Origin of the sequence: Streptomyces pseudovenezuelae (genome assembly GCF_029892565.1) — a bacterium.
GTDB lineage: Bacteria > Actinomycetota > Actinomycetes > Streptomycetales > Streptomycetaceae > Streptomyces > Streptomyces pseudovenezuelae_A.
Genome location: NZ_JARXVH010000016.1, coordinates 120549 through 145017, shown reverse-complemented (window position 1 = coordinate 145017; position 24469 = coordinate 120549). Strand labels below are relative to the sequence as shown.

Genomic DNA, 24469 nt, shown 5'->3' with positions numbered 1-24469 from the left:
AGAGTCCGCGTCCCCTCGGGGAGGCATGCGCAGCACAGTACACACAGTCATCGATCGATCTCGCACGGTTGAACGAGACTTCGCTTCGAAACTTCCCGACCCCTGTTCACTTCTGTGCGAAGTGTCTGAATTGCCGTCTGGGCTACGTCAGTTGCGGCCCTCGCGTCCCTCCATGACCTCCACGAGCCGCCCGAGCGCCTTCAGGACCCACTCCCGGTCCTCGCCGAGCCCCTTCAGCAACGCGACCTCGGCGGCGAGTTGGCGGGGGAAGAAGGCGTCGACGGCCTTCGCGCCGGCCGGTGTGATGGTGACCAGGGCGGCGCGCCGGTCGGCGGGGTTCGGGGTGCGGGCGATGAAGCCGCGCTTCTCCAGTTTCGCGAGGGTCTTGCTGACGCCGGCGCGCGAGAGGCCGAGACCGTCGGCCAGGCCGCGGGCGATCATCGGATCCTTCGCATGCCGCAGGGGGATGAGCATGTCGACCTCCGGCGCGGTGAGCGGGGCGCCCGCGTAGAGAGGCTCGACGGCATGGGTGAGCAGGCCCGTGACGTGTTTCAGCAGGCCCACCAGTTCCATGGGGGAGGTGTCGAGCTCGGGGTGGTGCTCGGCCCATTGGGCGCGGACCTCGGCGGGGGAGGAGGGCATGCGGCTCGTGTTCTCGCTTCCGGACTGTCGTGTTTGCTGACCAGTATATTTGTTAACTAGTGAATCATTGGTTACCTTTATTCCATGGTATCGCCGTCCCCCTCCTCTGGCGCCTCCTCACGCGCCCCCGTCGCAGTCACTTCCCCGCCGCAACCCGCCCCGTCCCAGCGGTCCGCCGGGGCGCTGGTCGCGGTCCTGGCTGCCCTGACCGCGGTGGCCCCGCTCGCCATCGACATGTACGTGCCCGGCTTCCCCGAGATGGGGGACTCGCTCGGGGCGAGCAGCTCCGCGGTGCAGCTGACCATGACGGCGTTCCTCGCGGGACTCGTCGTGGGCCAACTGCTGATCGGCCCGATCAGTGACGGACTGGGCCGGCGCAGGCTCCTGACCGGCGGCGCGATCGCCTTCATCGTCTTCTCCCTCGCCTGCGCGGTCGCACCGAACATCGCCGTCCTGACCGGCGCCCGCTTCCTCCAGGGCGTGGCCGGAGCGGCCGGCATGGTGCTGGCCCGAGCCGTCCTCACCGACCGCTTCCACGGGCCCGAACTGCCCCGCTACTTCGCGGTGTTGTCCCAGATCATGGGCGTCGCACCGATCGCCGCCCCCGTGCTCGGCGGGGCGCTGCTGGCCGTGTCCACGTGGCGTGCGGTGTTCGTCGCCCTCGCCGTGGTGGGCGTCCTGCTGCTGTACGGCGTGGTGCGCGGTGTCCCGGAGTCCCTGCCGCCCGAACGACGGCACCGCGGCGGCGTGCCGAGCACCTTCCGCGCGATGGGGACGCTGCTGGCCGACCGTACGTTCATGGGCTACGTCCTGGTCCTGGCGATGATCTCGGCGGCACTGTTCGCCTACGTCAGCGGCTCCAGTTTCGTCTTCGAGAACCTGCACGGCGTCTCGTCCACGACGTACTCCCTCATCTTCGCGAGCAACGCCGTCGGCATGCTCATCTCCGGCGCGGCCTTCTCCCAACTGGCCTCACGCGTCGGCCTGAACGCCCTGCTCACCGCGGGTGTCGCCGTCGCGGCGCTGGGCGCCGTGGCCCAGGTGCTGCTGGTGTCGACCGCGGGAGAGACCCTGGCGGGCACCTGGGCCACGCTGTTCGTCACCGTCCTCGGCATCGGCCTGGTCATTCCCTCGACGATGGCCATAGGCCAGACCCTCGGCCGCAGCGCCCCCGGCGCCGCCTCCGCACTCCTCGGCGGCTTCCAGTTCTTCTTCGGCGCCATCGCCTCGCCCCTGGTCGGCCTCTTCGGAGAGGACAGCTCCCTGCCCATGGCCGTCATCATGCTGATCGCCGCGGGTGCGGCGGGAGTCGCGCTGGTACTGCTCGCCCGGCCGTGGCTGGGGCTCGGGGAGCCCACGGCGGTGAAGGCGGGGAGTGAGAACCGTCCCTCGTGAGGAAGGCGTGGTCCCGGCCGCGGCGGAGTGAGCAGGGTGTGGCCTTGGCCGAGTCGGAGTTGGCAGGGCGGGCCTCGGCCGCGCCGTAGGACGGTCAGCGCACGGTTCCCTGACGCTTCATCAACTCCGGCCACACCACCGGATCATGGCCCGGAACCAACTCGTACCCCTTCTCCTTCGCGAGGCGCTTGAGCCGTCGGATGGGTTCGACGGTCGCCTGCGGGTCCACGCCGATGGAGGCGCCGACAGGACGTTCGTCGGTGATGTTCTCCGTGAGATCGGCCGCGTCGAAGGCGAAGACGAAGCCGCCGCCCCCGGCCAGGTCCACCACGAAGCTCTGGTGGCCGGGGGTGTGGCCGGCGGTCAGTACGGCCGTGACGCCGGGGACGATCTCGGTGTCGCCGTCGGCCTGGCGCCAGTCGATGCGCGGATCGTCGAAGTCCACCCGGAAGATCGTGTGCCGCTCGACCTCCGGCCGCCCCGACAGCCCGTACGCCAGCTCCGCGCGCTGCACATGCACGGGAACGCGCCCAGCGAAGTGCTTCAGGCCGCCCGCGTGGTCGGCGTGGAGATGGCTGACGGCGACCGCCGTGACGTCCTCGACGGCTATTCCGACGCCGACCAGCGCTGCCTCCAACGGCTCGCCGGGGCCTGGCAGTTCGGGTTGGTAGGAGGGGGAGGGATAGTAGCGCCGGCGTAGGGCGGGGTCCCGCAGCAGGGCCGTGTTGAACCCGGTGTCCAGCAGCAGCCAGCCGTCCTCGCACTCCAGCAGGATCCCCGGGACGGGCTCGCGCAGCCGTTCCCCGTGCGGGGCGCCGTGCACCGAGACCGACTTGGGCAACTCCTCCCAGCCGAGCAGCAGCGGCAGGACGCGTCGTACACCGCGACGGGGCATGGGTTCTCCTCTGTGAGCGTGGTCGGAACGGGATGGGGCAGAGAACGGGATGGGTCAGAGGTCGAGTTCGAGGACCGGTGACGCGGAGCGGCTGACGCAGATCATCATCGACGTGGCGGTGGCACGTTCCGACGGTTCGAGCACCGTGTCGCGATGGTCCGGCGACCCGGCCAGCACCGGTGTCTCGCAGCTGCCGCAGTAGCCCTCCTCGCACGAGTAGGGAACGTCCGGCTGCCGCTCCCGTACGACATCCAGAATCGACCGGTGGGCGGGCACCGTCAGCCGCAGGCCCGACCGGCACAGCACGACGTCGAAGTCCCCGTCGGGGCGGTCGAGCTGGGGTTCGGCATCCGGGGCGGCGAAACGCTCGACGTGAACGGGCCGCTCCGGTACGGCGGTTCGGCACAGGGCGGTCACCGCGTCCAGCATCGGCGCCGGGCCGCACGCGTACACGATGTGATCGGGCGGGGCGGCGGCGAGTTCGGCGGACAGGTCGGGCAGGCCCGCCTCGTCCTGCGGGACCAGCAGGATCCGGTCCCCGCCGAGCGCGGTGAGTTCTTCCGCGTAGGCGAGGCGCGAGCGGTCCCTCGCGCCCAGCATCAGCCGCCAGGGCAGCTCGCCGGCGGCCAGCTCACGGACCATGGGCAGCAGCGGCGTCACGCCGATGCCGCCCGCCAGGAACAGATAGCCCGCGGCGGGGACCAGCGGGAAGCGGTTGACCGGCCCGTCGACCACCAACTCCCGCCCTACGAGGGCCGTTTCGTGGATCTCGCGGGAACCGCCACGACCGTCCGGGTCCCGGTGGACGGCGATCGTCCATGCCGAGCGGTCGCCCACCGCGCCGCACAGCGAGTACGGCCGGCGCAGTCCCGAGGGCAGTGTGAGGTTCACATGGGCTCCGGGCTCCCAGGCAGGCAGTACATCGCCGTCCGGCCGGGTGAGACGCAGCTCCAGCACGTCCTGGGCGATCCAGCGGGCCTGCTGGACCAGGAGTCGTCGGGTCGTCGCGGACGGGGAGTCGAGGTCAGAAGACACGGAAGTACTCCCGCTGTTCCCAGTCGGTCACCTCTTGGTCGAAGCGGGCGATCTCGGCGCGCTTGATGCTCGTGTAGTAGGCCACGAAGTCCTTGCCGAGGCGGTCGGCGAGCACGCGGTCGGAGTCCAGCGCGTCCAGGGCCTCGCCGAGAGAACGAGGGAGCGGTTCGGCCTGTGCCGCGTAGGGCTCGTCGGCGGCCGGTCCCGGGTCCAGGTCGCCCGCCACGCCCTCAAGGCCGGCGGCGAGTTGGGAGGCGAGGTAGAGGTAGGGGTTGGCGGCCGGCTCGCCGATCCGGTTCTCCAGCCGGGTTGATGACGGTCCGTCACCCAGGACACGCACCATCGCCCCTCGGTTGTCGCGGCCCCACACCGCGCGGTCGGGTGCGAGTGAGAGCGAACGGAACCGTTTGTAGCCGTTGAGGGTCGGTGTCGAGAACGCGCTCGTGGCGCGTGCGTGGCGCAACAGGCCGCCCAGAAAGGCCGTGCCGTACGGGGAGAGGCGGGGCCCGTCATCCGGTGCGGCCGTGCCCGGCTCGGGCGCGAAGACGCCGGCGCCGTCCCTGAGGACGCTCTGGTGCAGATGCCAGCCGCTGGAGAACACCCCCGGCAGATGGGGACGGCACATGAAGGTGGCGTGGTGCCCGTGCCGTGCGGCGACCTGCTTGACGGCACTGCGCAGCAGCACCATCGCGTCCGCCGTACCGAGCCCGTCGGCCGGCTGCAAGGTCAACTCCACCTGACTCGGGCCGAATTCGACCTCCATGCTCCGCAGCGGTAGTCCAAGACCCTCGATGTTGTCCCGCAACACGTCGAGAAGCGGGTCGAGTTCGTCGTAGCGCAGTTCGCTGAGGTACTGGTAGCCGTGGTTGAGCACGCTCACCTCGGGCGCCGCGCCCGGCTGGCCCATGTCGGCGACGCCCAGGCGCGGATCGGCGAGCCGGAAGAGGTGGAACTCCACCTCCAGGCCGGTGCGGTAGGTCAACCCGTCGGCCTGCTCCAGCACCGAGCGCAGCAGTCCCCGCGTGCAGAGCGGGACCGCGGTGCCGGAGGTGAAGCGCAGGTCGCACAGCAGCCAGCCGGTCCCCGGTGACCAGGGCAGCATCCGGAAGGTGAGCGGGTCGGGCACCATCACCATGTCGGCGGCGCCGCGCAGTTCGGGCAGGCCGAGCGGGGTCTCCTTGGTGAAGAGCGGGAAGACGGTCCGGCCCGAGGTGTCCTTGGCCAGCAGCGACGAGGCGATGCCCGTGCCGTCGCGGAGGACGTTCGCCACCTCGTCGGCGGTGACGGTCTTGCCGCGCAACAACCCGTGCTGGTCGGCGAAGACCAGCCGTATCACCTTCAGACCACCACCCTCGGCGCGGGAACGGATCTCCTCGGCCGCCGCGGCCTGTTCGGGCGTCCACAGAGCGTGGCGTTCGACGAAGCCCACGCCGCTCAGCCGTCCGTGCCCAGCGGCTGCGCCCAGCCGCTGTCGGCGCGCTGTTTGGCGGTCACCGTCGCCCAGTGCTCCGACCAGCCCTCGGTGGGACCGATGCCGTCGAGGGTGACGGGGCCGCGCAGCTCGGCCGCCCGTTCGGCGGGCAGCACCAGGAGCGGGTCCTCGCCGCGCTCGACGGCGGAGATCGCCTCGCCCAGCATCCGCCGGTACATCACGATCGCCTTGTCGGACCGGCCCAGATGCTCACGGGTACGGTCCTGGATCGCACCCTGGCCCTCCACCGCCCACTGATCGTGCACGTTGATGTCCGTGCCCAGCCCGGTGTACGTGGTGGTGAGCTGCTCGGCCGGGTCGTAGCCGTAGCCGTTGGTGCGGCCGAAGCGGGGCCGGTAGTCGGGGAGGGTGACCGCGCCGACCCGCTGGCGGCGCATCTCGGCCCGGTCGACCGGCCCGCCGACGCTGGTGAACAGGGCATACCAGTAACTGGAGTTGTCGTCGATCGGCACGTGCCACTGGGTGATCGCGGTCTCCGCGTCCAGCGGGATGTGGAAGGCGTGCGGGAAGACCTGATGGGTGACGCGGACATGCGTGCGGCTGCCGTCCATCGGACGGCCCGCGCTGTCGGTGCCGTCGAGGGTGCGCAGGGCGGTGATGCGGATGCCGTACGGGGTGCGGGCGGCGTCGATGTCGGGGCGGCCGTACTCGCGCAGGATCTTCGTCATAGGCAGGTCGGTGCCCTGCGAGGCCGCGCGGAACTGTCTGCCGTAGCTGTCCTCCGGGTCCTCGTCCTGGAAGAAGCGGTGCAGATAGGAGGCGTGGGCCGGATCGATGCCGACTTCCAGGGCCTGGAGCCAGTTGCACTCGAGCAGGCCCTTCCAGGCGAACGCGTGGTCGGCGGGGGCCTGGAAGCAGTCCAGGGCGGGCAGTTCGGGTGGCTCGCCCGGGCCGAGGTAGCCCCAGATGATGCCGTTGATCTCGCGGACCGGGTAACTGCCCAGGAGGACCCGGGACTTGAGTGGGCTGTCGGCGGGCTCGGCGGGTGTGTCGAGACAGGATCCGTCGCGGGCGAACAGCCAGCCGTGGAAGCAGCAGCGCAGTCCGCCGTCCTCCAGCCGCCCGAGCGCCAGATCGGCGCCCCGGTGCAGGCAGCCGCGGTCGACGAGACCGAGTTCGCCGTGCTCGTCGCGGAACAGCACCAGGTCCTGGCCCAGCACCTTGGGCGCCACCAGCGGTCGTACGCCGTCGAGTTCCTCACCGAGGGCGATCGGCTGCCAGTAGCGGCGCATCCAGTCGCCGGCCGGGGTGCCGGGCCCGGTCCGGGTGAGCCGTGTGTTCTCTTCCTCGCGCATGGGACGCCTTTCGGGGGAGGGGAGGCGCGGTCAGCCGCAGCAGTGGTCCGGTGCCGTGGGGCTCGGCGTGTGGCAGGAGACGGGGGCGGGCACGTCCAGGGCAGGGTTGCGATCGAAGAAGCCGTCCGGTTCCAGCCGCAGCCGTGCCTTGGCCACCGGCATCACCGGCCACTCCTCGGGGCGCGGGAAGTGGTGCGAGCCGACGGTGGCCCACAGGACGAGATCCGTGCCGTCCAGCGACCGGTTCTCCTCCTGCCACTTGTGCACGCCGTCGGCGCCGGGTTCCGCCTGGTTGGGGTACTCGCCGGCCACGAATCGGCGGGCAGAATCGTAGGCAGTTGCCCACAACTGCCGTCCCACGAAGGGCGCGCGGCGGGCGCAGACGCTGTCCTCGCGTACCGGCAGCACGGCCGTGTTCTCCACGTGCAGCCGGTAGGCGGTGGGTTCGCCCATGCGGTTGCGAGCCTCGGTGTTCTCCACCCGCCAGTGCAGGGCGCGGGAAGGGTCGGTGCGCCGGGCGCCCTCGGACTCTGTGCGGATCGGTCGCAGCACGGTCCGGGCGGCGTTGCCGTACGGGTCGAGCGCCGGGTCGGGTTCGTGCTCGGCGGTGACCTCGACGAGGCGGTTGCTCGGACCGTCCACCGCCATGTCCAGCCGTACGGCGAAGTGGTGTTGGTGGTTGGTGACCGCCACGTTGGGCGCGACGCGCCGTGCGTACGGTGTCTCCTCGTCCTCCGCGACACCCGTCGCGGACAGGATGCCGGTCATCTTGATCTCCAGCATCACCGAACCGTCCTGGTACAGCGACCAGTAGAAGCCGTAGTCGTAGTTGGCGACAGTGGCGAACGCGGAGATGATCAGGCGCCGGGAGCGACGCACCTCGGTGCGGCCGGTGCGGCCGTCGTGGTGCTTCCAGAGGATGCCGTCGTCCTCCTCGTGCAGGCAGATCGCGTTGGGGATGAGACGGGGCACGCCGTCGCCGCCGAGGACCGCGGCGTCGAAGTACTGGATGACGCCGAGGCAGTCGCAGCCCAGCGCAAGGGAGTTGGTGAGCGGTCCGGCCCCGTACTCGCCCCAGTCGAAGAAGTTCTTGCGGTACTGGGTGGAGGCGGTGTCGAAGTACGGCACGTACATCTCGTTGACCGCCGCACGTCGAATCACCTGCCGGGGGCCCTTCCCGGCCGCGTCGAAGGTCAGGTCGTGCAGCACCAGGCCCTCGCGGTGGCTGAAGCCGACCCGCAGCGACCAGCCCTGCCAGTCGATGCGCCGACCGGTGACCGCGAAACTCGGCCCGTCCGGCTGGACCACCTCCAGCGGCCTGAGCCCCGCCCGCTCGGGCACCGTCCCCGCGGCGAACACACCGGACTCCTCCGACAGGGGAACGACCCCGTGGTCCTCGACATACAGAACCTCCATCGACTCCATGTCGATGAGCGGCACCACACCCTGCACCGGCCGGGCATAGCCGTTGTCGTCCTCGGACGTGCGGTGCCAGACGCTGCCCCAGGTCAGGCGGCGGCCCGCGTACTCGGGCGGCTCGAAACCGCCGATCGACTCCGGGTCCACCATCACAAGGGACACGTCGTGGATGCCCCGCAGCGCCAGCGCCTCACGGAAGCGCGGGTCCGCCCGGCACACGGCGGCGGCCTGCCGTGCCTCCTCCGACGAGCAGCCCGGACTGCGCACGTCCAACCCCCGCCAGGCCGTGGACTGCGGCTTCTCACCGAGTTCGACGTCCACCTCGTAGGCGCGGCGCACGGAGGGGCAGAGCACCACGGCCCGCGCCCGCCGCGTGTCCTGCGGGCCGGCCACGCGCGCGTGATGCTCGTCGAGGGCCACACCCCAGAACCGGGCGTCCTCGGTGACCCGGGAATCGGAGCGCAACACCCTTACGACGACGGCGAGTTCGTCGACCGTCAGCGGATCGAGCGGGTGCGGTGCGGCGGTGGGTACGGGCTCGGGGGCGAGCGTGCTCATGCGTGCTTCCCTTCCGGGGTGGTGCGGGTGGTGGCAGATGTCGAGGCGGAGTCGGCGCGGTCGTGGCGGGGGATGGACGCGGGGTCCACGGGGGTGCCCGGACGGTCACCCGTAGCCGTCGGCAACTGCCCAGTCCTGTCCGGGAGATGGCGTACGACTCCGCCGTCGGCGCGCGGGTCGGAGGCGCCGTCGAGTCGCCCGTCGCGGGTCAGTCGGACGACCTGGGTGTGACCGGCCAGGTCGGAGGGGCCGGCGGTCACGACGACCGGAACTCCCTTGAGTGGCGCGAGTGTTGCGGCCGGGACCGATCCCGGCTCGGCCAACAGGGTCTGCTCCTCCTGACCGATGTCGCGCGCGCCGATCACCCAGCGCGGACGGTCGAGCACGGCCACGGGATCCGCCGCCGGGTCGACGAGAAGCGGCAGCGTCTGGGCGAGGATCTGCGGCTGGGCCCGCCCGCCCTGACAGCCGGCCGCCAGCAGCAGATCGGCGGAGGCGCCGATCACGGGGCAGAGCGTGTGCGGCGGGCGTGCGCCCGGTCGGAGCACGCCGGGATGGCCGGGCGTGAGGCTGAACGCCGATCCCCGGTTGTGCAGGACGATGCCGGTGCCCGGATCGCACAGACCGGAACCGAAGGTCTGGTAGACGCTCTGGATGAGGGACACGGCCAGCCCCGAGGAGTCCACGGCGGTGATCGCGACGGTGTCGCCGGAGGGTCGGAACGGCGGCTTCGGAGGCAGTGCGCCCGCCAGGGGCGCCGGATCGAGGAGTCCCTCCACGTCGATGTGCGCGCCGCGTGGGTCGCCGAGGAGTCGGTCCCGAGCCGCCCCGGCCTCCTGGCAGCGGGCGGCCAGCAGCCAGGTGCGCTCCGGTTCCGACCGGGCGACGGCAGTCTTGAGCAGCGCCGGGAGGATCACGCCCTGGCTGGGCGGGGGAGCGGTCCACCAGCGGGTGCCCGCGAGTTCCAGCGTCAACGGCTCGGCGAGTCCGGTCTGGTGGGCCGCGAGGTCGGTGGTGGTGAGCGGGCTGCCGAGGCGGCGCAGACCGGCCGCGAGGGCGTCGGCGATCGCTCCCCGGTAGAAGGACGCCGGATCGTCGGCTAGCTGCCGCAGTACCTCGGCCAGCCTTGGCTGCGGAAGCGGGGCGCCCTCGCCCAGCGGGCGGCCGTCGGCCCCGGTCAGCAGCGCGGACAGGCCGGGGTCGGCCGCGATCTGCGCGGCACGCTCGCGGACGGCGCGGGCCAGCCCGGCCGAGACGGTGGCGCCCTCCTCGGCGAGCGCGGCGGCGTCCCGCAGGGTGGCGGACAGTGCGCCCGGAGTGCCGTACGCCTCCGCGAGTGCCGTCCAGCCCGCGACCACTCCGGGCACGGTCACCGTCTGCGGGCCCTGGGCGGGCATGCGGGAGTCGGCCGCGCGCAAGGCCTCGACGTCGACGGCGAGCGCGGCGGCCCCCACCGAAAGCACCGCCCGCACAGTGCCGCCCGGCGCGTGCACGAGGGCGATCAGGTCACCGCCGAGGGAGCACTGGTGGGGGTACACCACCGTCAGCGCGGCAGCCGCGGCGAGGGCGGCGTCGACGGCGTTTCCGCCGCGCCGGGCCGCCTGCCGGGCGGCGTCCAGCGCGGCCGGATGCGGCGCGGCCACGATCAGCTCGGGACCGCCGGTCAGACCGCCCGTTGGATCGCCCGTCACGTCTCGTCCCGGGGCAGGAGCAGCGTGCGTGAGGGCGCGGCCTCGGCTCCCTGCAAGGGAATCGGCAGCGAGAGCATGTCGTACACGCCCGCCGGGGTGTGCAGCAGGTCGACCACTTCGAGGATCAACACGTCGGCGGAGCAAAGGAGTTGGTGGGTCTCCCAGTGCGTGGTGTAGGCGACGGCCTCGATGCTCAGGTAGTCGATGCCGGCGGTGCGCACACCGGCCTCGATGAGCCGTTCGGCGCCGTCCGGGGCCAGCCCGACCCACTCCCGCGCCTTCCACGGACTGCGCAGCACGCCCGCGGAGTTGCTGGTGCGCAGCAGCACCCGCTCCTCGGTGCCGAGCCCCGCTGCGTCGAGGTCGGCGGCCGTGATCTGCTCCTTGACGTGGGTGAGGTCGAGCACCCGGGCGGTGCCGTTGAGGGCGGTCAGGTCGAGCCGGTCGACCGTCTTGCCGCCGTCCACGAAGTGGGCCGGGGCGTCGATGTGCGTGCCCGTGTGCGCGCCGATCCGCCAGCGGCTGACGTTGGAGGGGTCGCCCGCGGTACGCGACTCGACGACCTCGACCTCGGGGCGGCGGCCCCAGTGCAGCATGCCGGGGTGTATGGGGACGGAGACGTCGATCGCCTTGCTCACGTCAAGATTCATCAAAGCTCCCAGATCGATCAAAGCTGGTATTGGATGCGGTTACTCTTGGAATGGATCCAATATCAATGGGCCGAGCGCGCTGTCTCCGACGTGGCAGACTGCTCCACCTCCGCGCGGCCCCCGTCAGCCCCCGAGAAGGGTGAGACCCACTCCGATGACGCCCCAGACAGACGAAGGCGCCCTCGTCGACGACATCGCGGCCCGTATCCGTGCGCAGATCATGAGCGGTGAGCTCCCGATCGGGAAACCGCTGCGCCAGGCGGCGCTGGCGGCCGAGTTCGGGGTGAGCCGTACGCCGGTGCGTGAGGCGCTGCGCCAGTTGCAGCACGGTGGACTGATCGAGATGCAGCCGCATCGCGGTGCGGTGGTCCGGGTGCCCACCCCTTGGGAGGTGCGGCAGGCCTACGAGGTGCGCGCCGAGCTGGAGGGACTGGCCGCCCGGCGCGCCGCCTCCCGCATCACCGAGCGCCAACTCGCCGAACTGCGCCGCCACAACGACGTGTTGCACGCGGCGCTGGAGGGCACGGCCACCGGCGCGTCGAGCGGCCCGCTCGCCACCACGCAGGCCAACGACTGCTTCCACACCGTCGTGTGCGAGGCGGCCGACAACCCCTGGCTGCGCCGGATGATCGACCGGATCAACGAGAGCTTCCCGCGCAATGTCTCCTCGATGGCCCTCGCCGGCGACGAACGCCACCGACAGCTGAATGTCCGCCAACACGACGCCGTGGTCGCCGCGTTGACCGCCCGGGACGCCGACCGGGCGCAGGAGGCGATGCGCGAGCACGTCATCAGTTCCGGTGAGCATCTGACGGCCTGGTACGAGCGGCGCTCGCAGATCGTCTTCCACGGCTGAGCCGGCCTCGTCCCGCGCGGCGGCGGCCCTCACCGGGCACCGCCGGGTACCAGCCGCGCCGGCGACAGGAAGGCCAGGTCCGGGCGGGGGAGTCCGCACACCAGGTCGGCCAGGGCGGCGCCGATCGCCGGACCGAACTTGAAGCCGTGCCCCGAACACGCCGAGGCCATCAGGGCCTGAGGCACACCGGGCACCTCGCCGACGAGGAAACGCCGGTCGGCGGTCATCGTGTACAGGCACGTCAGGCTCTCGGTCACCGGACCCGCACCGGGCAGCACCCGCGCCACCGCCCTTGCCAGCAAACGGAGTTCGTCCTCGGTCGCCGCAGGCCGGGCAGACTCGGGGTCCCAGTCCGGACCGGAGTCCAGCCCCGCCTTCAGCCCCCGGCCGTCCGTGGCCGGGAAGCCGTACAGCAGCCCTTCCGGCAGATCGACCGAGAAACTGCCCAGTCCCGCGCGTCCCAGCGGCCCACCCGGATCGGCGGCGAAGTAGGCGTTCACGATCCGAGTGGTCGTCAGATGCGCTGCGAGTGACGGGACTTGGTACGGCATCCACGGCCCGACGCACAGCACCAGGCGCCGGGCACGCGCCTCGCCGTCGGCGGTGTGCACGACGACCCCGTCGCCGTCCGGCTTCCAGTCGGTGACCGGCGTGCGGTCCATGATCCGCGCCCCGGCCCGTTCGGCGAGTCTGAGCTGCGCCCGCAGGGTCTCGCGGGCGTCGATGATCCCGGCCCGGGGGTCGTGTACGGCGCTGAATCCCTCGGGCAGCCGCAGGCCGGGGAAGATTCCGGCCGCCTCCTCGGGACCCACCTGTCGGCAGCCGGGGCCCCGCAACGGGTCGGGCCGGCCGTCCGGCGCCGCGTACAACCCGCCGGTGACATCGACGAGTTGAGTCTTCGCCGAGTCCTCCAGCTCCGCCCAGGCGCGGTAGGCGGTGTCCACCAGACCGTCCCAGTCCGGGTGCGGATACGCCCGGCGGATCATGCGGGTTGCGCCGTGCGAGGAGCCGAGTGCGTGTCCGACCGCGAACTGCTCCAACCCCAGCACGTCGAGGCCGCGTTCGGCCAGCCGGCGGAGCGCCGCGCTGCCGTGCACTCCGAGGCCGACGACGATCGCGTCGTGGCGGGGGGTGGGGTCCGGCCGTGTTCCGGATGCCGATGCCGATGCCGATGGGGCGAGAGATTTACGGGTGCCCGGAGACTCCGCCTCCCGAGCTGAGGCCTTGCCGCTCGCGCTCGCCCGAGGTGCCCCGGCCGCGATCTCCGCCACGCCCTCGACCAGCGCGTCGAGATCCCGCTCGTCGGTATAGACGTGGACCGACGCCCGTACCACCTTCTCCAACCCGCGCGGATCCATGTCCCACCGCCCGTGATCGGCCGGTACGGCGACCAAGTGCACCCGCCTCAAGGCGAGTTGGCGTTGCACCTCACCGCCGTCGAGGCCGTCGACCACGAAGGTGACGATCGCGCCGCCGGACGCCGGGGGATCGGTGACCCGTACGCCCGGCAGTGCGGCGAGACGTACGCGCAGGGCCGAGGCCAGCTCGGCCAGGTACCGGAAGACGGAGTGCGGGTCGAGTGCGTGCAGGTCGGCCAGGGCCGAGCCCAGCCCCAGGCGCAGCGCGTGTGCGGCCTCCCACAGTTCGAACCGGCGGGCGTCCGGGGCCAGTTCCCAGGTCCGCTCCGCCGTCCAGCGGGCGCCGCGTACGTCGGGGGCCTGCGGGGCGAGTCGTTCCAGGAGGGGGCGGCGTACGGCCAGCAGGCCGGTGCCACGCGGGGCGCGGAGGAATTTGCGGCCGGTGCCGATGAGCAGATCGCAGCCGATGGCGGCCATGTCGACGGGCAACTGGCCCAGTGACTGAGTGGCGTCGAGCAGGAAGGGCACCCCGTGGGCGCGGGCCAACGCGCCGATCTCGGCCGCCGGTTCGACCAGGCCGGAGGAGGTCGGCACATGCGCCGCGGTCACCAGCGCGGCCGGTCCTGCCCGTAGCGCCCCTTCCAGGGCGTCGAGGTCGGTGGCGCCGTCGGGCCCGCTGGGCAGCACCTCGACGCGGACCCCGCTGTCGCGCTCGGCGGACAGCAGGTGCAGGGCGCTGCTGACATAGCTGGAGCGGGCGGCCAGCACGCGGTCACCGGGCCGCAGCCGCAGCGCCGCCACCACGCGCTGCCAGCCCGCGGTGGCGCTCTCGACGAGGGCGACCTCGTCCGCGGCCACGCCGAGCAGCCGGGCCGTACCGGCGTAGACGGCGGCCAGGTCGTCGGCGGCCGACTTGGCGGCCTCGTAGCCCCCTTGGAGACTCTCGGCGCGCAGATGGTCGATGACCGCCTCGACGGTGTCGTTGGCGAGGAGGGCGGCGCCGGCGGCGTTGAAGTGGTGGCCGGTGGCGCAGCCCGGGGTGCGGGCGCGCTGGGCGGCCACGTCGAACGAGGGGGTGGCGGCGGTCGGGGAGGCCGGGTCCGGGTGGGAGGCGGCCGTCCCGGTCGTCACGGAGGCGCTCACAGCGCGATCGTGACGCTCTTGAGCTCGGTGAACCCGTCGACGGCCGCGTCTCCGAGGTCCCTGCCCAGCCCGGACTGCTTGATGCCGCCGAAGGCCACGGCGGGGTCGAACTCGTTGTAGGTGTTGACCCACACGGTGCCCGCAGCCAGCGCGGACGCCGTGCGGTGCGCGCGGCTCAGGCCGGTGGTCCACACCCCCGCCGCGAGCCCGTAGTCGCTGTCGTTGGCCAGCGCGATCGCCTCCTCCTCGGTGTCGAAGGGCAGCACGGCGGCGACGGGTCCGAAGATCTCCTCTCGGGCGATCCGCATGTCGGGGGTGACCTCCGTGAACACCGTCGGCGGCACGAACCAGCCGGGTCCGGGCAGGGGTTGGCCGCCCACCGCCACCTGCGCCCCCTCGGCGCGGCCGAGTTCGACGTAGCCGGTCACGCGGTCGAACTGCTCCTGGGAGACGAGCGGCCCGATGTTGATCCCGCCGCTGAGACCGGGACCGATCCGCAGGGTCTCCACGGCCGGCACCAGACGGTCCAGGAACTCCTTGAGGACCGAGCGCTGCACCAGCAGCCGGCTCCCGGCGGTGCACATCTGCCCGGAGTGCCCGAACACCGCGCGCACCGCCATCGGTACGGCGGCGTCGAGATCCGCGTCGTCGAAGACGATGTTGGCCGACTTGCCGCCCAGTTCGAGGGTGAGCCGCTTGATCGACGGCGCGGCGGCGGCCATGATCATGCGTCCGACGTCGGTGGACCCGGTGAACGAGACCTTCGCGACGCCCGGATGCCCCACCAGCTCCGCCCCGGTACGCCCATCACCGGTCAGCACGTTGACGACACCCTCCGGCACGCCCGCTTCCAGGCACAGCGCGGCCAGCCGCAGTGCGGTGAGCGGGGTCTGCTCGGCGGGCTTGACCACGACCGTGCAGCCCGCCGCGAGGGCCGGGGCGAGTTTCCAGGCGGCGATCATGAACGGGAAGTTCCACGGCAGTACGGCCGCGACGACGCCGACCGGCTCGCGCACGCTGTAGACGTGCCGGTCGGGACCGGCGGCGTGCACGGTGCCCGTCAGCCGGGTGGGAGTGCCCGCGAAGTGCCGTATCGCCTGCAGCCCCAAGTCCACGTCACCGCGGGCCCGTTCGATCGCCTTGCCGTTGTCCAGGGTCTCCAGGACGGCCAGCTCCTCGGCGTCTCGCTCCACCAGATCCGCGAGGCGCAGCAGCACATCGCGTCGCCGCCGGGGCGGCAGCGACCGCCAGCGCCCGTCGCGGTGCGCGGCGGAGGCAGCGGCCACGGCGGCGTCTACGTCGCCGTCGCCGGCCTGGGTGACGGTGGTGAGGAGGTCCCCGGTGGCGGGGTCGAGCACCGGGATCCGCTGCGTCGAGGTCCCCTTGGTCCAGTCGCCGCCGATGAGCATGGGCTCGTGCTCGGGCAGGCGGGGGAGGGTGGTGCTGGGGTCCAAGGTGTACTCCTTGTCGGGCGTCGGCTTTGGCGTGGGGTCGGTGAGCCGGAGCAGTGGCCTCGGTGTCAGGTCGGCGTGCCGGGGCGGTGGATCGCGCTGGGCCAGGGCTCGCGGACCGCGGTGGAGACCGCGCGGGCCGTGGTGAGGACGCAGCGGTCGAACTCCGCCTGGCCGTGCTTGGCATCGGCCTCGGTCACGTCCCTGCCCCACACGCCGGTCTCACTGACCTGGTCCATCCGGTAGTCCCAGAAGGAGTCGACGTCGACATGCGAGGTGGCCCGGTCCATCCGCACCAGCTCGGGAGCGAGGTGCAACATCACCGAGGTCTCGAAGTGGTTGGCGTGCATCAGCGCACGGCCGTACGTGACGTGCCCGTCGACCTCGGGCCCCGGGTACATCGTCACGTACCCCAACGCCCTTACCCGGGCGTCCCGATGACGCACCCTCAGCTTCTCGGCCGACACGTCCAGCGCGCCGTTGTTCCAGATGTGCCCGTTGAGCAGGACGAACTGCCGTACCCCACAGGCGTAGAGGGAGTCGATCACGTCCTCCACGACGGCGATCAACGTCTCCGGGCGCAGTGCCACCGTGCCGGCGAAGTCTCCGTGCGATGCGGACACGCCGAAGCTCAGGGGCGGCAGGACCGGGACGCCGGTCAGCGCGGAGACGCCCAGGGCGACGGCCTCGCAGATCCGGGTGTCCACCGCGAGCGGCAGATGGGGGCCGTGCTGTTCGGTGGCGCCCACCGGGATGATGACGGCGTCCTGGCCGGCGACCGTGGTCTCGGCCTCCTGCCAGGTCAGGTCCTCCCAGGGGCGCGGCGTTCCGGTTCCGCCGAGCTGTGCGGCGAGTTCGGGGACGTCCAGGGCGGTGGGGATGGTCAGGCCGGTCGGACCGGTGATGACGGACGACATGTCACTCCTCACTTTTTCGGGCTCGGGACTCGTCACCACTTGCGTCGGCTCTTCTCCGGCAGCAGGTCCAGCGCACGCACCGGCACGGGCCGGTCGTCCTCGACGGTCGTGATCCACACGGTCGCGTCGGGGCAGTAGTCGCTGATCAGCTCGCGGCACACCCCGCACGGGGCGATGATCCGGAACCGTCCGGCCGGCTTGATCTGCACGGACACCACCGACGTCACCTCCAGCGGCGCCCCGGTCGGGAGCGCGCCCCGCGCGGTCCCCAGGGCGACCCCCTCCGCGCAGATCGAACTGCGCCGGCAGGAGCCCTCCACATGGACGCCGGTGTGGATCCGGCCGTCGGCGGTGCGCAGCGCGGTCGCGACCTCGTGGCGGTCGGGTCGCCAGACCCGGTCGAGCAACGCCTGCGCCACGGACAGGAGTTCGGCGTCGGCGGTGCTCATCTCCGGCGGGGCGGACACGGGTGCGGTCGTCATGCCGTCAGCCCCAGCAGCCGGGCCATGTTGCCGCCCTCGATCAACGCCCGGTCCTTCTCGTCCTCGACCGCCTTCGCGATCTTCATGCGCTCCAGGTCGAAGTCCGAGCCGGGCCACTCGCTGCCCATCAGGATCTGCCCCGGGCCGAGCCGCGCGTACGCCCGCTTGACGTCGCTCATCAGCGTCGCCGAGGTCTCCAGGTAGATGTGCGGGCGTCGTTCGGCCACGATGATCGCCTCCGGCACGTTCCACACCGCGCCCATGTGCGCGATGACCGTCGGCACGTCGGGGTGGTCCCGGGCGATCTCCTCGATGGCCAGCGGCGCGCAGAACGCGTCGTCGAGCGCGTTGACCAGCACCAACAGTCCCCGTCGCGCACAGGCCTCGAACACCGGGTCCAGCAGCCCGTGATCGGCCACGTGGTAGCCGTGCAGGCTCGGATGCAGCTTCAGCCCGACCAGGCCCGCGTCGGCGATCCGGTCGATCTCCTCGATCGCGTCGTCGGCCTGCGGCAGCACCTGCCCGAAGCCGAAGAACCGTTCGGGATAGGCGGCGACCAGCGTGGCGATGAAGTCGTTCTCGATGCGCTGGGCCAGTGAGCACACCATCGCCATGTCCACCCCGGCCGCGTCCATCCGGTCGAGGATGCGCCGCGGTTCGAAGGGCTTGTACGGCGGTGGGGCCTCGCCCTTGCGGGCGCCGGTGAGGTAGTCCGAGCGACCGCGGACGTCCTGCGTGGTGTTGTAGGCGTCGATGATCAAGGCACGGGTCCTCACTCGCTGGGCAGCAGGGGCAGATGGCAGCGCACGCTGCGCCCGGGCGCGATCTCGCGCAGCTCGGGGCGGCGGGCACGGCAGTCGTCGGTGGCGAACGGGCAGCGGGTACGGAACAGACAGCCCTCCGGCGGATCCGCCGGGTCGGGCAACTCGCCCTCCAGCGGCTGCTGTTCGCGAGCCGGGCCCGGGCGCAGTACCGGCACGCTGGACAGCAGGGCCTGGCTGTAGGGGTGTGCGGGACCGGCGAAGAAGTCGTCGCGCGAGGCGACCTCGATGATCTGGCCCAGGTACATCACGGCGACCCGGTCGGCGATGTTCCGCACCACCCCGAGGTCGTGGGAGATGAACAGCATCGTCAGACCCCGGTCGCGCACCAGGTCCGACAGCAGGTTGAGCACCTGTGCCTGGATGGACACGTCCAGCGCCGACACGGCCTCGTCCGCCACCACGAACTGTGGTGAGGAGGCCAACGCCCGTGCGATGCCGATGCGTTGGCGCTGGCCGCCGGAGAACTCGTGCGGCTTGCGGTCGCCGGCCTCGGCCCCGAGACCGACCAGGTCGAGCAGCTCGCTCACCGCCCGGTCCGCCTCCGCACGCGAGGCGCCCCGCGAACGCAGCAGCGGCTCGGCGACGATGTCGGCGATCCGACGCCGGGGGTTGAGCGAACCGAACGGGTCCTGGAACACCATCTGGAGCTCCGCCCGGGTCCGGCGCAGCCGTCGCCCGCGCAGCCGCGTCAGGTCGGCGCCGAGGAACTCGATCCGTCCCGCCGAGGGCTCCACCACCCGCAACAGCGCCCGCCCCAGCGTCGACTTGCCGCACCCCGACTCGCCCACCAGACCGAGCGTCTCGCCCCGCGCGATGTCGAGATCGACGTCCCGCAGCGCCCGCACCCGGCCACCCGCTCGCGAGGGATACTCCACCCGCAGCCCGCGCGCGCTCAGCAGCATCTCGCTCATCCGGCACTCCTCACCGCGCGGATCGCCTCGGGCAGCACGCACGCATCGAGATGCCCGGCGCCACCGTGCCGCCGCCGCAACTCCGGGCGCTCACCGCACGCGTCATGGGCGAACGCGCAGCGCGGCGAGAAGCCGCAGCCGTTCGGCCGCTCGATCCCGCTCGGGGGGCTGCCCGCGATCGCCGGTAGCCGCTCGGGTACTGGCCCCTCCAGTGGCGGTACGGAGCCCAACAACCCCATCGTGTAAGGGTGTTGAGGGCGGAACAGCACCTCGTCCCGCGTCCCCTGCTCCACGATCCGGCCCGCGTACATGACCGCCACCCGGTCGGCGACCTCGGCGACCACCCCGAGGTCGTGGGTAATCAGCAGCACGGACGTGCCGTGGTCTCGCTGGACCCGCTTCAGCAGCGCCAGCACCTGGGCCTGGATGGTGACGTCGAGTGCGGTGGTCGGCTCGTCGGCGATCAGCACGGCCGGGTCGTTGGCCAGTCCCATCGCGATCATCACGCGTTGCCGCATCCCGCCGGAGAGTTGATGCGGATAGGCGCGGGACGCCCGTTCCGGGCCCGCGATACCCACCTCGCCTAGCAGTTCGACGGCCCGGCTCGCAGCCGTGGCGCGCGGTACGTCGGCGTGCGCCCGGATCGTCTCGGCGACCTGCGTGCCCGCCCGGTGCAGCGGGTTGAGGGCGGCGAGCGCGTCCTGGAAGACGACCGCGACCTCCTTGCCGCGCACTGTGCGCAGCTCCCGCTCGGACGCGCCGACCAACTCGCGTCCCCGGAAGGAGACCGAGCCGCTGACATGGGTACGCGGGCCGCGGTTGAGACCGACCAGGCTCATCGACAGGGCGGACTTGCCCGACCCGGACTCACCCACCAGCGCGAGGATCTCGCCCTTGCGGAGCGTCAGATCGACGCCGTCCACCGCGGGCAGCCGGCCCGTGGGCACATCGAAGTGCACCCGCAGATCACGGACTTCGAGCACCGCCTCGGCCTCGGCCTGCGTCGGCCGGCTCTCCACCAGTGACGTCATGCGGCGCCGCCGACTGCCAGCGCGGCCGTGTGGATCAGATCGGCGACCCGCTCCGGCCAGACCAGCGTGGTGTAGTGACTGCCCGGAACATGCTCCACGGTCGCCTTCATCCGCGTCGCCATGTCGTTCTGGATCTCCGGACGCAGCGTCCGGTCGTCATCGGCGACCAGGTACCAACTCGGCAGCGTCCGCCAGGCCGGCACACCGGTGGCCTCGGTGAAGATCAGGTTCTCGGCCCGGCGCCCCTCCGCCTCGACGATCTCCCGCTGCTCGGCGGACAGATCCGGACCGATCTCCGCCCAGAACTCCGGACCGGTCTCCGACTTCCAGTCGCCGTTCGGGCCGCGCCGCATGTACTTGGAGATCTCGGCGGGCTCGTACCGCTCCACGATCCGGTTGACCGTCTCGCCCTCGTCGGGCCCGAACGCGGCGATGTAGACCAGCCCTTCGACCCGCGGATCGCGCCCCACGTTCGTGATCACCGCGCCGCCGTAGGAGTGCCCGACCAGCAGCACCGGCCCCTCGGTCTCGTCCAGCACGGCCGCGGTGTTGGCGACGTCGTCCGCGAGGGAGGTCATCGGATTGGTGACCGTGAACAGCCGATGGCCGCGGGCGGCCAGCAGCGGCTGAACCGCCGACCAGGTCGTGGGTCGTCCGCCCGCACCGTGGACCAGCACGATGTCCATGCCGATCATCCTTTCCGTATCCGCGGATCGAGGACCGTGTAGAGCAGGTCCACCGCGTGGTTGACGAGCGTGAACAGCAGGGCGATGGCGAGCGCGGCGCCCTGCACCACCGGGTAGTCGCGCTGCAGCACGCCCTGCACGAGCAGCCGGCCGACACCGGGATAGGAGAAGACCGTCTCGGTGATGACCGAACCGCCCAGCAGCGAGCCGAACTGCAGGCCCAGCACGGTGACGATCGGCAGCCACGCGTTGCGCAGGACGTGCCGGCGGACCACCGCACCCTCCGACAGACCCTTCATCCGGGCGGTGCGCACGAAGTCGTCGCCGAGGACCTCCAGCACGGAGGCGCGGACGATCCGGGTGATGAAGCCGGCCATCGACAGCGCGAGCGTCACGGCGGGCAGGATCAGATGCTGGATCCACGGCCACACCAGCTCGGGCCGGTCCTGGAGGATCGCGTCCAGCAGAACGAAGTTGGTCGTCGGGGTGTAGTCGAGGGAGCTGGGCAGCCGGCCCAGCACGGGCAGCCAGCGCAGCCACACGCCGAACACCACGATGCCCAGCACGCCCAGTGCGAACCACGGCAGCGAGAAGCTGACCGTGGCCACGGCCCGCGTCGAGGTGTCGACCCAACTCCCCTTGCGCAGCGCGGCGATCACCCCGCTCAGGACGCCGATCAGCACGGCGACGGTCATGGCCGCGAGGGTGAGTTCGACGGTGGCGGGGAGGGCGTCGCCGAGTAGGCCGAGCACGCTGTTGGAGCCGTAGAAGGAGGTACCGAGGCGCAGATGCACCAGGTCGTCGAGGAAGTGTCCGTACTGCGTGAGCAGCGGCTGGTCGAGGCCGAGCGCCTTGGTGACGCGCTCCTCGTTGACGTCGAACTGCTGGGCGGAGGTGGAGTTTCCGCCCGCCGCGAGCGAGGTCGCAGGGGAGCCGGGCAGCAGGCGGATGGCGAGGAAGACGAGGGAGGCGAGCGCGAACAGCACGACGGGGATCACGGCGAGCCGGCGCAGGAACACCCAGACCGGGCCCGACAGCCACCTCGGCCGCGCCGGCCGGGGCAGACGAGGGCGTACGACCGTGCTCGTCCCGGCGCTCATGCCGTGCCCCGAGGGTCGAGCGCGTCGCGCAGGTCGTCGCCGACGAAGTTGCACGCGACGACGAACAGCAGGGTGAACATGGCGGGCAGGACCACCAGCCGGGGCGCCGAGAAGAGGAACTCCTGGCCCGCCTGCACCATGTAGCCCCAGTCCGGCGTCGGCGGCTGGATGCCCAGCCCCAGATAGGACAGTCCGGCCGCGAACCCGGCCGCGATGGACAGCGTCATGACGACCTGGGCGAGCAGCGGACCGCCGATGTTCGGCAGCAGTTCGCGGACGAGGATGCGCGGGACGCCGGTGCCGCCGATCCGGGCGGCGACGACGTAGTCGCGGGCGGCCTCTCGGGCGGTGAGCGCACGGGCCAGCCGGGCGAGTCCCGGCGCGAGCGAGATCCCGATGCCGAAGACCAGACTGACCGTGCCCGGCCCGGCCGCCGCCACCAGCAGGATCACGAGCAGGATCGAGGGGAAGGCCAGCGCCAGATCGACCAGCCGCATCAGCACCTGCTCGACGATGCCGCCCACATACCCGGCCACCAGCCCGATCAGCGTGCCGACCCCGGCGGCCAACGCGGTTGCCGCGAACGACACCAGCAGCAGCGGCCTCGCACCATGCACCAGCCGGGCCAACTCGTCGCGGCCCAGGTCGTCGGTCCCCAGCGGATGCCCCGCCGCACCGGGCGACAGCAGCGCGGAAGACGTCTGCCGCAGCGGATCGGCCGATACGAGCAGCGGGCCGACGAGCGCGACGAGGACCAGGCCGGTCAGCAGCAGCCAGGACAGCACCGCGGGCAAGGACCGGGCCAGTCTCCGCCCGCGCAGCGCCCGGACCACGCTCCGGCCGGCTGCACGTGCCGGCGGGACCGGCGGCGCCCCCACGAGGGGCGCCGCACCACCCGCCGCGACGGCGTCCACCGCGGCCCGGGTGTCAGACACTGGCTTTCTCCATGTAACAGCGGTGGTTGGCCAGCGCGTCGGTGTTCATGCCCTTCACGCCGGAACCGCTGACGACCAGGTTGCTGAAGCAGGCCAGCATCGACAGCACCATGTACTCCTCGGCCCAGGTGCGCTGGATCCTCGTATAGGCGGCCGTGCGCTTCTTGGTGTCGGTGAGGTTCTTGGCCTCGTACAGGTCCTCGGCGAGGGAGGTCACGCCGGCGAGGGTGTCCATGCCGGAGAGCTTGGAGCCGTAGATGCTGGTGGGGCTGGCCATGGCGCCGACCATGTCGTCGGGGTCGGGCACATAGGTGTTGCGTTCCCAGATCATCAGGTCGTGGTAGTCGTCGTCCTTGTCGAGCAGCCGGCTGAAGTAGGTGGCCGGGTCGACCGAGGTGGTGGCGACCTTGAAGCCGACGTCGGTGAGGTTCTGGGCGATGATCTGAGCCGCCTTGGGGTGCCAGGAGTCGCTGGCCGCCATGAGCCGGATCGTGCGGCCCGTGGCCCCCGCCGCGGCGACGAGTTTCTTGGCCTGTGCGGTGTCCTGGGTGCTGAGGTCGGCGAGCGCGGTGTCGTAGCCGGCCTGGGCGGGCGGGATGGCGTAGCCCTTGGGTTCCGCGCCGACGCCGTAGAAGGCCTGCTGGAGGATGGCCTTGCGGTTGATGGCGAGGTTGATGGCCTTGCGCACCTTGAGCTCGGGGATGCGCCGGGCGTCGATCATCATGATCGCGTCGGCGTTCTGCGGGGTGTCGTACACCTTGACCGAGTTGTCCTTGCGCAGCTGCGAGACGGCGGAGTACGGCGCGAACTGGGTCGCGGAGACGTCGCCGCTGAGCAGTGAGCTGACGATCGTGGACGGGTCCTGGACCTGGCGCAGCACCAGCCGGTCGATGGGCGGCTTGCCCAGGCGGAAGTCGTCGAAGGCCTTGAGCGTGATGGACTGCCCGGAGGTGGCGGCGGAGAAGACGAACGGCCCGGTTCCGATGAGGTGCTTGCCGATGTCGGCGCCGTACTTGTCCAGCGCGGCCTTGGAGATGACCCGCCCGCCGATGTCGGACAGCTTGCCGAGCACGGTCCGGTCGGGCTTCTTCAGGACCATCTTCACGGTCAGGTCGTCGGGCGCGGTGAGCGAGTCGACGTTGGCTCCCAGGCTCGCCAGTGGCCGGGTGGCGCCCTTGGGCAGCGTCTTGTCCTCGGGGTCGAACTGCCGCCCCAGGCTGGCCAGTACGTCGGCCGAGGTCAGGGTGGTCCCGTCGTGGAACTTCACGCCCTCGCGCAGGGTGAAGGTGTACGTCAGCCGGTCGTCCGACAGTGTCCAGCTCTTCGCCAGGTCGGGAGTCGGCTCGTTGGTCTCGAAGGAGATGAACGTCAGACCGCGACAGATGCAGTCGACGGCCATCCAGTCACCCAACGACGTATAGAAAGCCGGGTCGTTGACGGCACTGGTGGCGTCGATGGCCAGCGTGAGCGTGCCGCCCTTGCCGCTGCCCTGCGCGTCGTCGGCCGCGGCACCGCAGGCGCTGAGCAGGGCCGGCAGCCCGAACCCCACGCCCACCCCGAGCAGGCTCGCCCCCCGGAGCATCGTCCGGCGCGATACCGCCTGCGAGGGCGATCCAGGTGATTGGTCGGGCATGGGAGCCTCCTCGGGCACCGAACCTGAAAGTGGATTTAATCTGCGCTGGATTGGATCCAAAATCATGCTC

21 protein-coding genes are annotated in these 24469 nt (G+C 71.6%); 2 read left to right on the top strand and 19 right to left on the bottom strand.

Annotated features, from left to right (window positions below):
• Nucleotides 1-147: 147 nt before the first annotated feature.
• On the bottom strand, nt 148-642 hold the full coding sequence (locus tag M2283_RS38605) for a MarR family winged helix-turn-helix transcriptional regulator (RefSeq protein ID WP_280881184.1): 495 nt from the start codon (nt 640-642) through the stop codon (nt 148-150).
• Nucleotides 643-726: 84 nt separating this feature from the next.
• Here M2283_RS38605 and M2283_RS38600 point away from each other — a divergent pair, with 84 nt between their 5' ends.
• Complete coding sequence (locus tag M2283_RS38600) at nt 727-2037, top strand: multidrug effflux MFS transporter (protein WP_280881183.1); 1311 nt, start codon at nt 727-729, stop codon at nt 2035-2037.
• Nucleotides 2038-2131: 94 nt separating this feature from the next.
• On the opposite strand, the gene M2283_RS38595 is transcribed toward M2283_RS38600, so the two are convergent.
• From M2283_RS38595 to M2283_RS38565, 7 genes are read right to left on the bottom strand one after another with little or no spacing between them, the layout of a single operon-like run.
• A complete protein-coding gene (locus M2283_RS38595) occupies nt 2132-2932 on the bottom strand; it encodes an N-acyl homoserine lactonase family protein (RefSeq protein WP_280881182.1) in 801 nt (266 codons plus the stop codon).
• A gap of 54 nt (nt 2933-2986) precedes the next feature.
• On the bottom strand, nt 2987-3967 hold the full coding sequence (locus M2283_RS38590) for a PDR/VanB family oxidoreductase (RefSeq protein WP_280881181.1): 981 nt from the start codon (nt 3965-3967) through the stop codon (nt 2987-2989).
• A complete protein-coding gene (locus tag M2283_RS38585) occupies nt 3957-5396 on the bottom strand; it encodes a glutamine synthetase family protein (RefSeq protein ID WP_280881180.1) in 1440 nt (479 codons plus the stop codon). The genes M2283_RS38590 and M2283_RS38585 overlap by 11 nt, the downstream gene beginning before the upstream one ends.
• A gap of 5 nt (nt 5397-5401) precedes the next feature.
• Nucleotides 5402-6754, bottom strand: a complete 1353-nt coding sequence (locus tag M2283_RS38580) for an aromatic ring-hydroxylating dioxygenase subunit alpha (protein ID WP_280881179.1) — start codon at nt 6752-6754, stop codon at nt 5402-5404.
• Between the two features lie 30 nt (nt 6755-6784).
• A complete protein-coding gene (locus M2283_RS38575) occupies nt 6785-8731 on the bottom strand; it encodes a primary-amine oxidase (protein ID WP_280881178.1) in 1947 nt (648 codons plus the stop codon).
• Nucleotides 8728-10422 (bottom strand): gamma-glutamyltransferase family protein, encoded by a 1695-nt coding sequence (locus tag M2283_RS38570; protein ID WP_280881177.1) that lies wholly within the window; start codon nt 10420-10422, stop codon nt 8728-8730. Before M2283_RS38570 ends, M2283_RS38575 begins: the two co-directional genes overlap by 4 nt.
• Nucleotides 10419-11072 (bottom strand): cyclase family protein, encoded by a 654-nt coding sequence (locus M2283_RS38565; RefSeq protein WP_280881176.1) that lies wholly within the window; start codon nt 11070-11072, stop codon nt 10419-10421. Before M2283_RS38565 ends, M2283_RS38570 begins: the two co-directional genes overlap by 4 nt.
• Before the next feature lie 154 nt (nt 11073-11226).
• Here M2283_RS38565 and M2283_RS38560 point away from each other — a divergent pair, with 154 nt between their 5' ends.
• Complete coding sequence (locus M2283_RS38560) at nt 11227-11928, top strand: GntR family transcriptional regulator (protein WP_280881175.1); 702 nt, start codon at nt 11227-11229, stop codon at nt 11926-11928.
• Between the two features lie 29 nt (nt 11929-11957).
• Here M2283_RS38560 and solA read toward each other — a convergent pair whose 3' ends face one another.
• The 11 genes from solA to M2283_RS38505 all read right to left on the bottom strand — a co-directional run bounded on the left by solA (nt 11958) and on the right by M2283_RS38505 (nt 24399).
• Nucleotides 11958-14429, bottom strand: coding sequence for an N-methyl-L-tryptophan oxidase (gene solA / locus M2283_RS38555; RefSeq protein WP_280881174.1), 2472 nt, complete (start codon nt 14427-14429; stop codon nt 11958-11960).
• Nucleotides 14426-15883: an aldehyde dehydrogenase family protein gene (locus tag M2283_RS38550; RefSeq protein ID WP_280881173.1), complete on the bottom strand. Its 1458-nt coding sequence runs from the start codon at nt 15881-15883 to the stop codon at nt 14426-14428. Before M2283_RS38550 ends, solA begins: the two co-directional genes overlap by 4 nt.
• A gap of 65 nt (nt 15884-15948) precedes the next feature.
• Nucleotides 15949-16797 carry a creatininase family protein gene (locus tag M2283_RS38545; RefSeq protein WP_280881172.1) on the bottom strand — a complete coding sequence of 283 codons (849 nt, stop codon included), beginning with the start codon at nt 16795-16797 and terminating at the stop codon, nt 15949-15951.
• A gap of 32 nt (nt 16798-16829) precedes the next feature.
• Nucleotides 16830-17279 carry a cytidine deaminase gene (locus tag M2283_RS38540; protein WP_280881171.1) on the bottom strand — a complete coding sequence of 150 codons (450 nt, stop codon included), beginning with the start codon at nt 17277-17279 and terminating at the stop codon, nt 16830-16832.
• Complete coding sequence (locus M2283_RS38535; RefSeq protein WP_280881170.1) at nt 17276-18040, bottom strand: amidohydrolase family protein; 765 nt, start codon at nt 18038-18040, stop codon at nt 17276-17278. Before M2283_RS38535 ends, M2283_RS38540 begins: the two co-directional genes overlap by 4 nt.
• An 11-nt stretch (nt 18041-18051) precedes the next feature.
• Entirely contained in the window at nt 18052-19014 is a 963-nt protein-coding gene (locus M2283_RS38530) for an ABC transporter ATP-binding protein (RefSeq protein ID WP_280881168.1), read from the bottom strand.
• Nucleotides 19011-20045 (bottom strand): ABC transporter ATP-binding protein, encoded by a 1035-nt coding sequence (locus tag M2283_RS38525; RefSeq protein ID WP_280881167.1) that lies wholly within the window; start codon nt 20043-20045, stop codon nt 19011-19013. The genes M2283_RS38530 and M2283_RS38525 overlap by 4 nt, the downstream gene beginning before the upstream one ends.
• Entirely contained in the window at nt 20042-20731 is a 690-nt protein-coding gene (locus tag M2283_RS38520; RefSeq protein ID WP_280881166.1) for an alpha/beta hydrolase, read from the bottom strand. Before M2283_RS38520 ends, M2283_RS38525 begins: the two co-directional genes overlap by 4 nt.
• Nucleotides 20732-20736: 5 nt before the next feature.
• Nucleotides 20737-21831 (bottom strand): ABC transporter permease, encoded by a 1095-nt coding sequence (locus tag M2283_RS38515; protein WP_280881165.1) that lies wholly within the window; start codon nt 21829-21831, stop codon nt 20737-20739.
• Entirely contained in the window at nt 21828-22766 is a 939-nt protein-coding gene (locus M2283_RS38510; RefSeq protein WP_280881164.1) for an ABC transporter permease, read from the bottom strand. Before M2283_RS38510 ends, M2283_RS38515 begins: the two co-directional genes overlap by 4 nt.
• On the bottom strand, nt 22759-24399 hold the full coding sequence (locus M2283_RS38505) for an ABC transporter substrate-binding protein (RefSeq protein ID WP_280881163.1): 1641 nt from the start codon (nt 24397-24399) through the stop codon (nt 22759-22761). The genes M2283_RS38510 and M2283_RS38505 overlap by 8 nt, the downstream gene beginning before the upstream one ends.
• Nucleotides 24400-24469 lie beyond the last annotated feature (70 nt).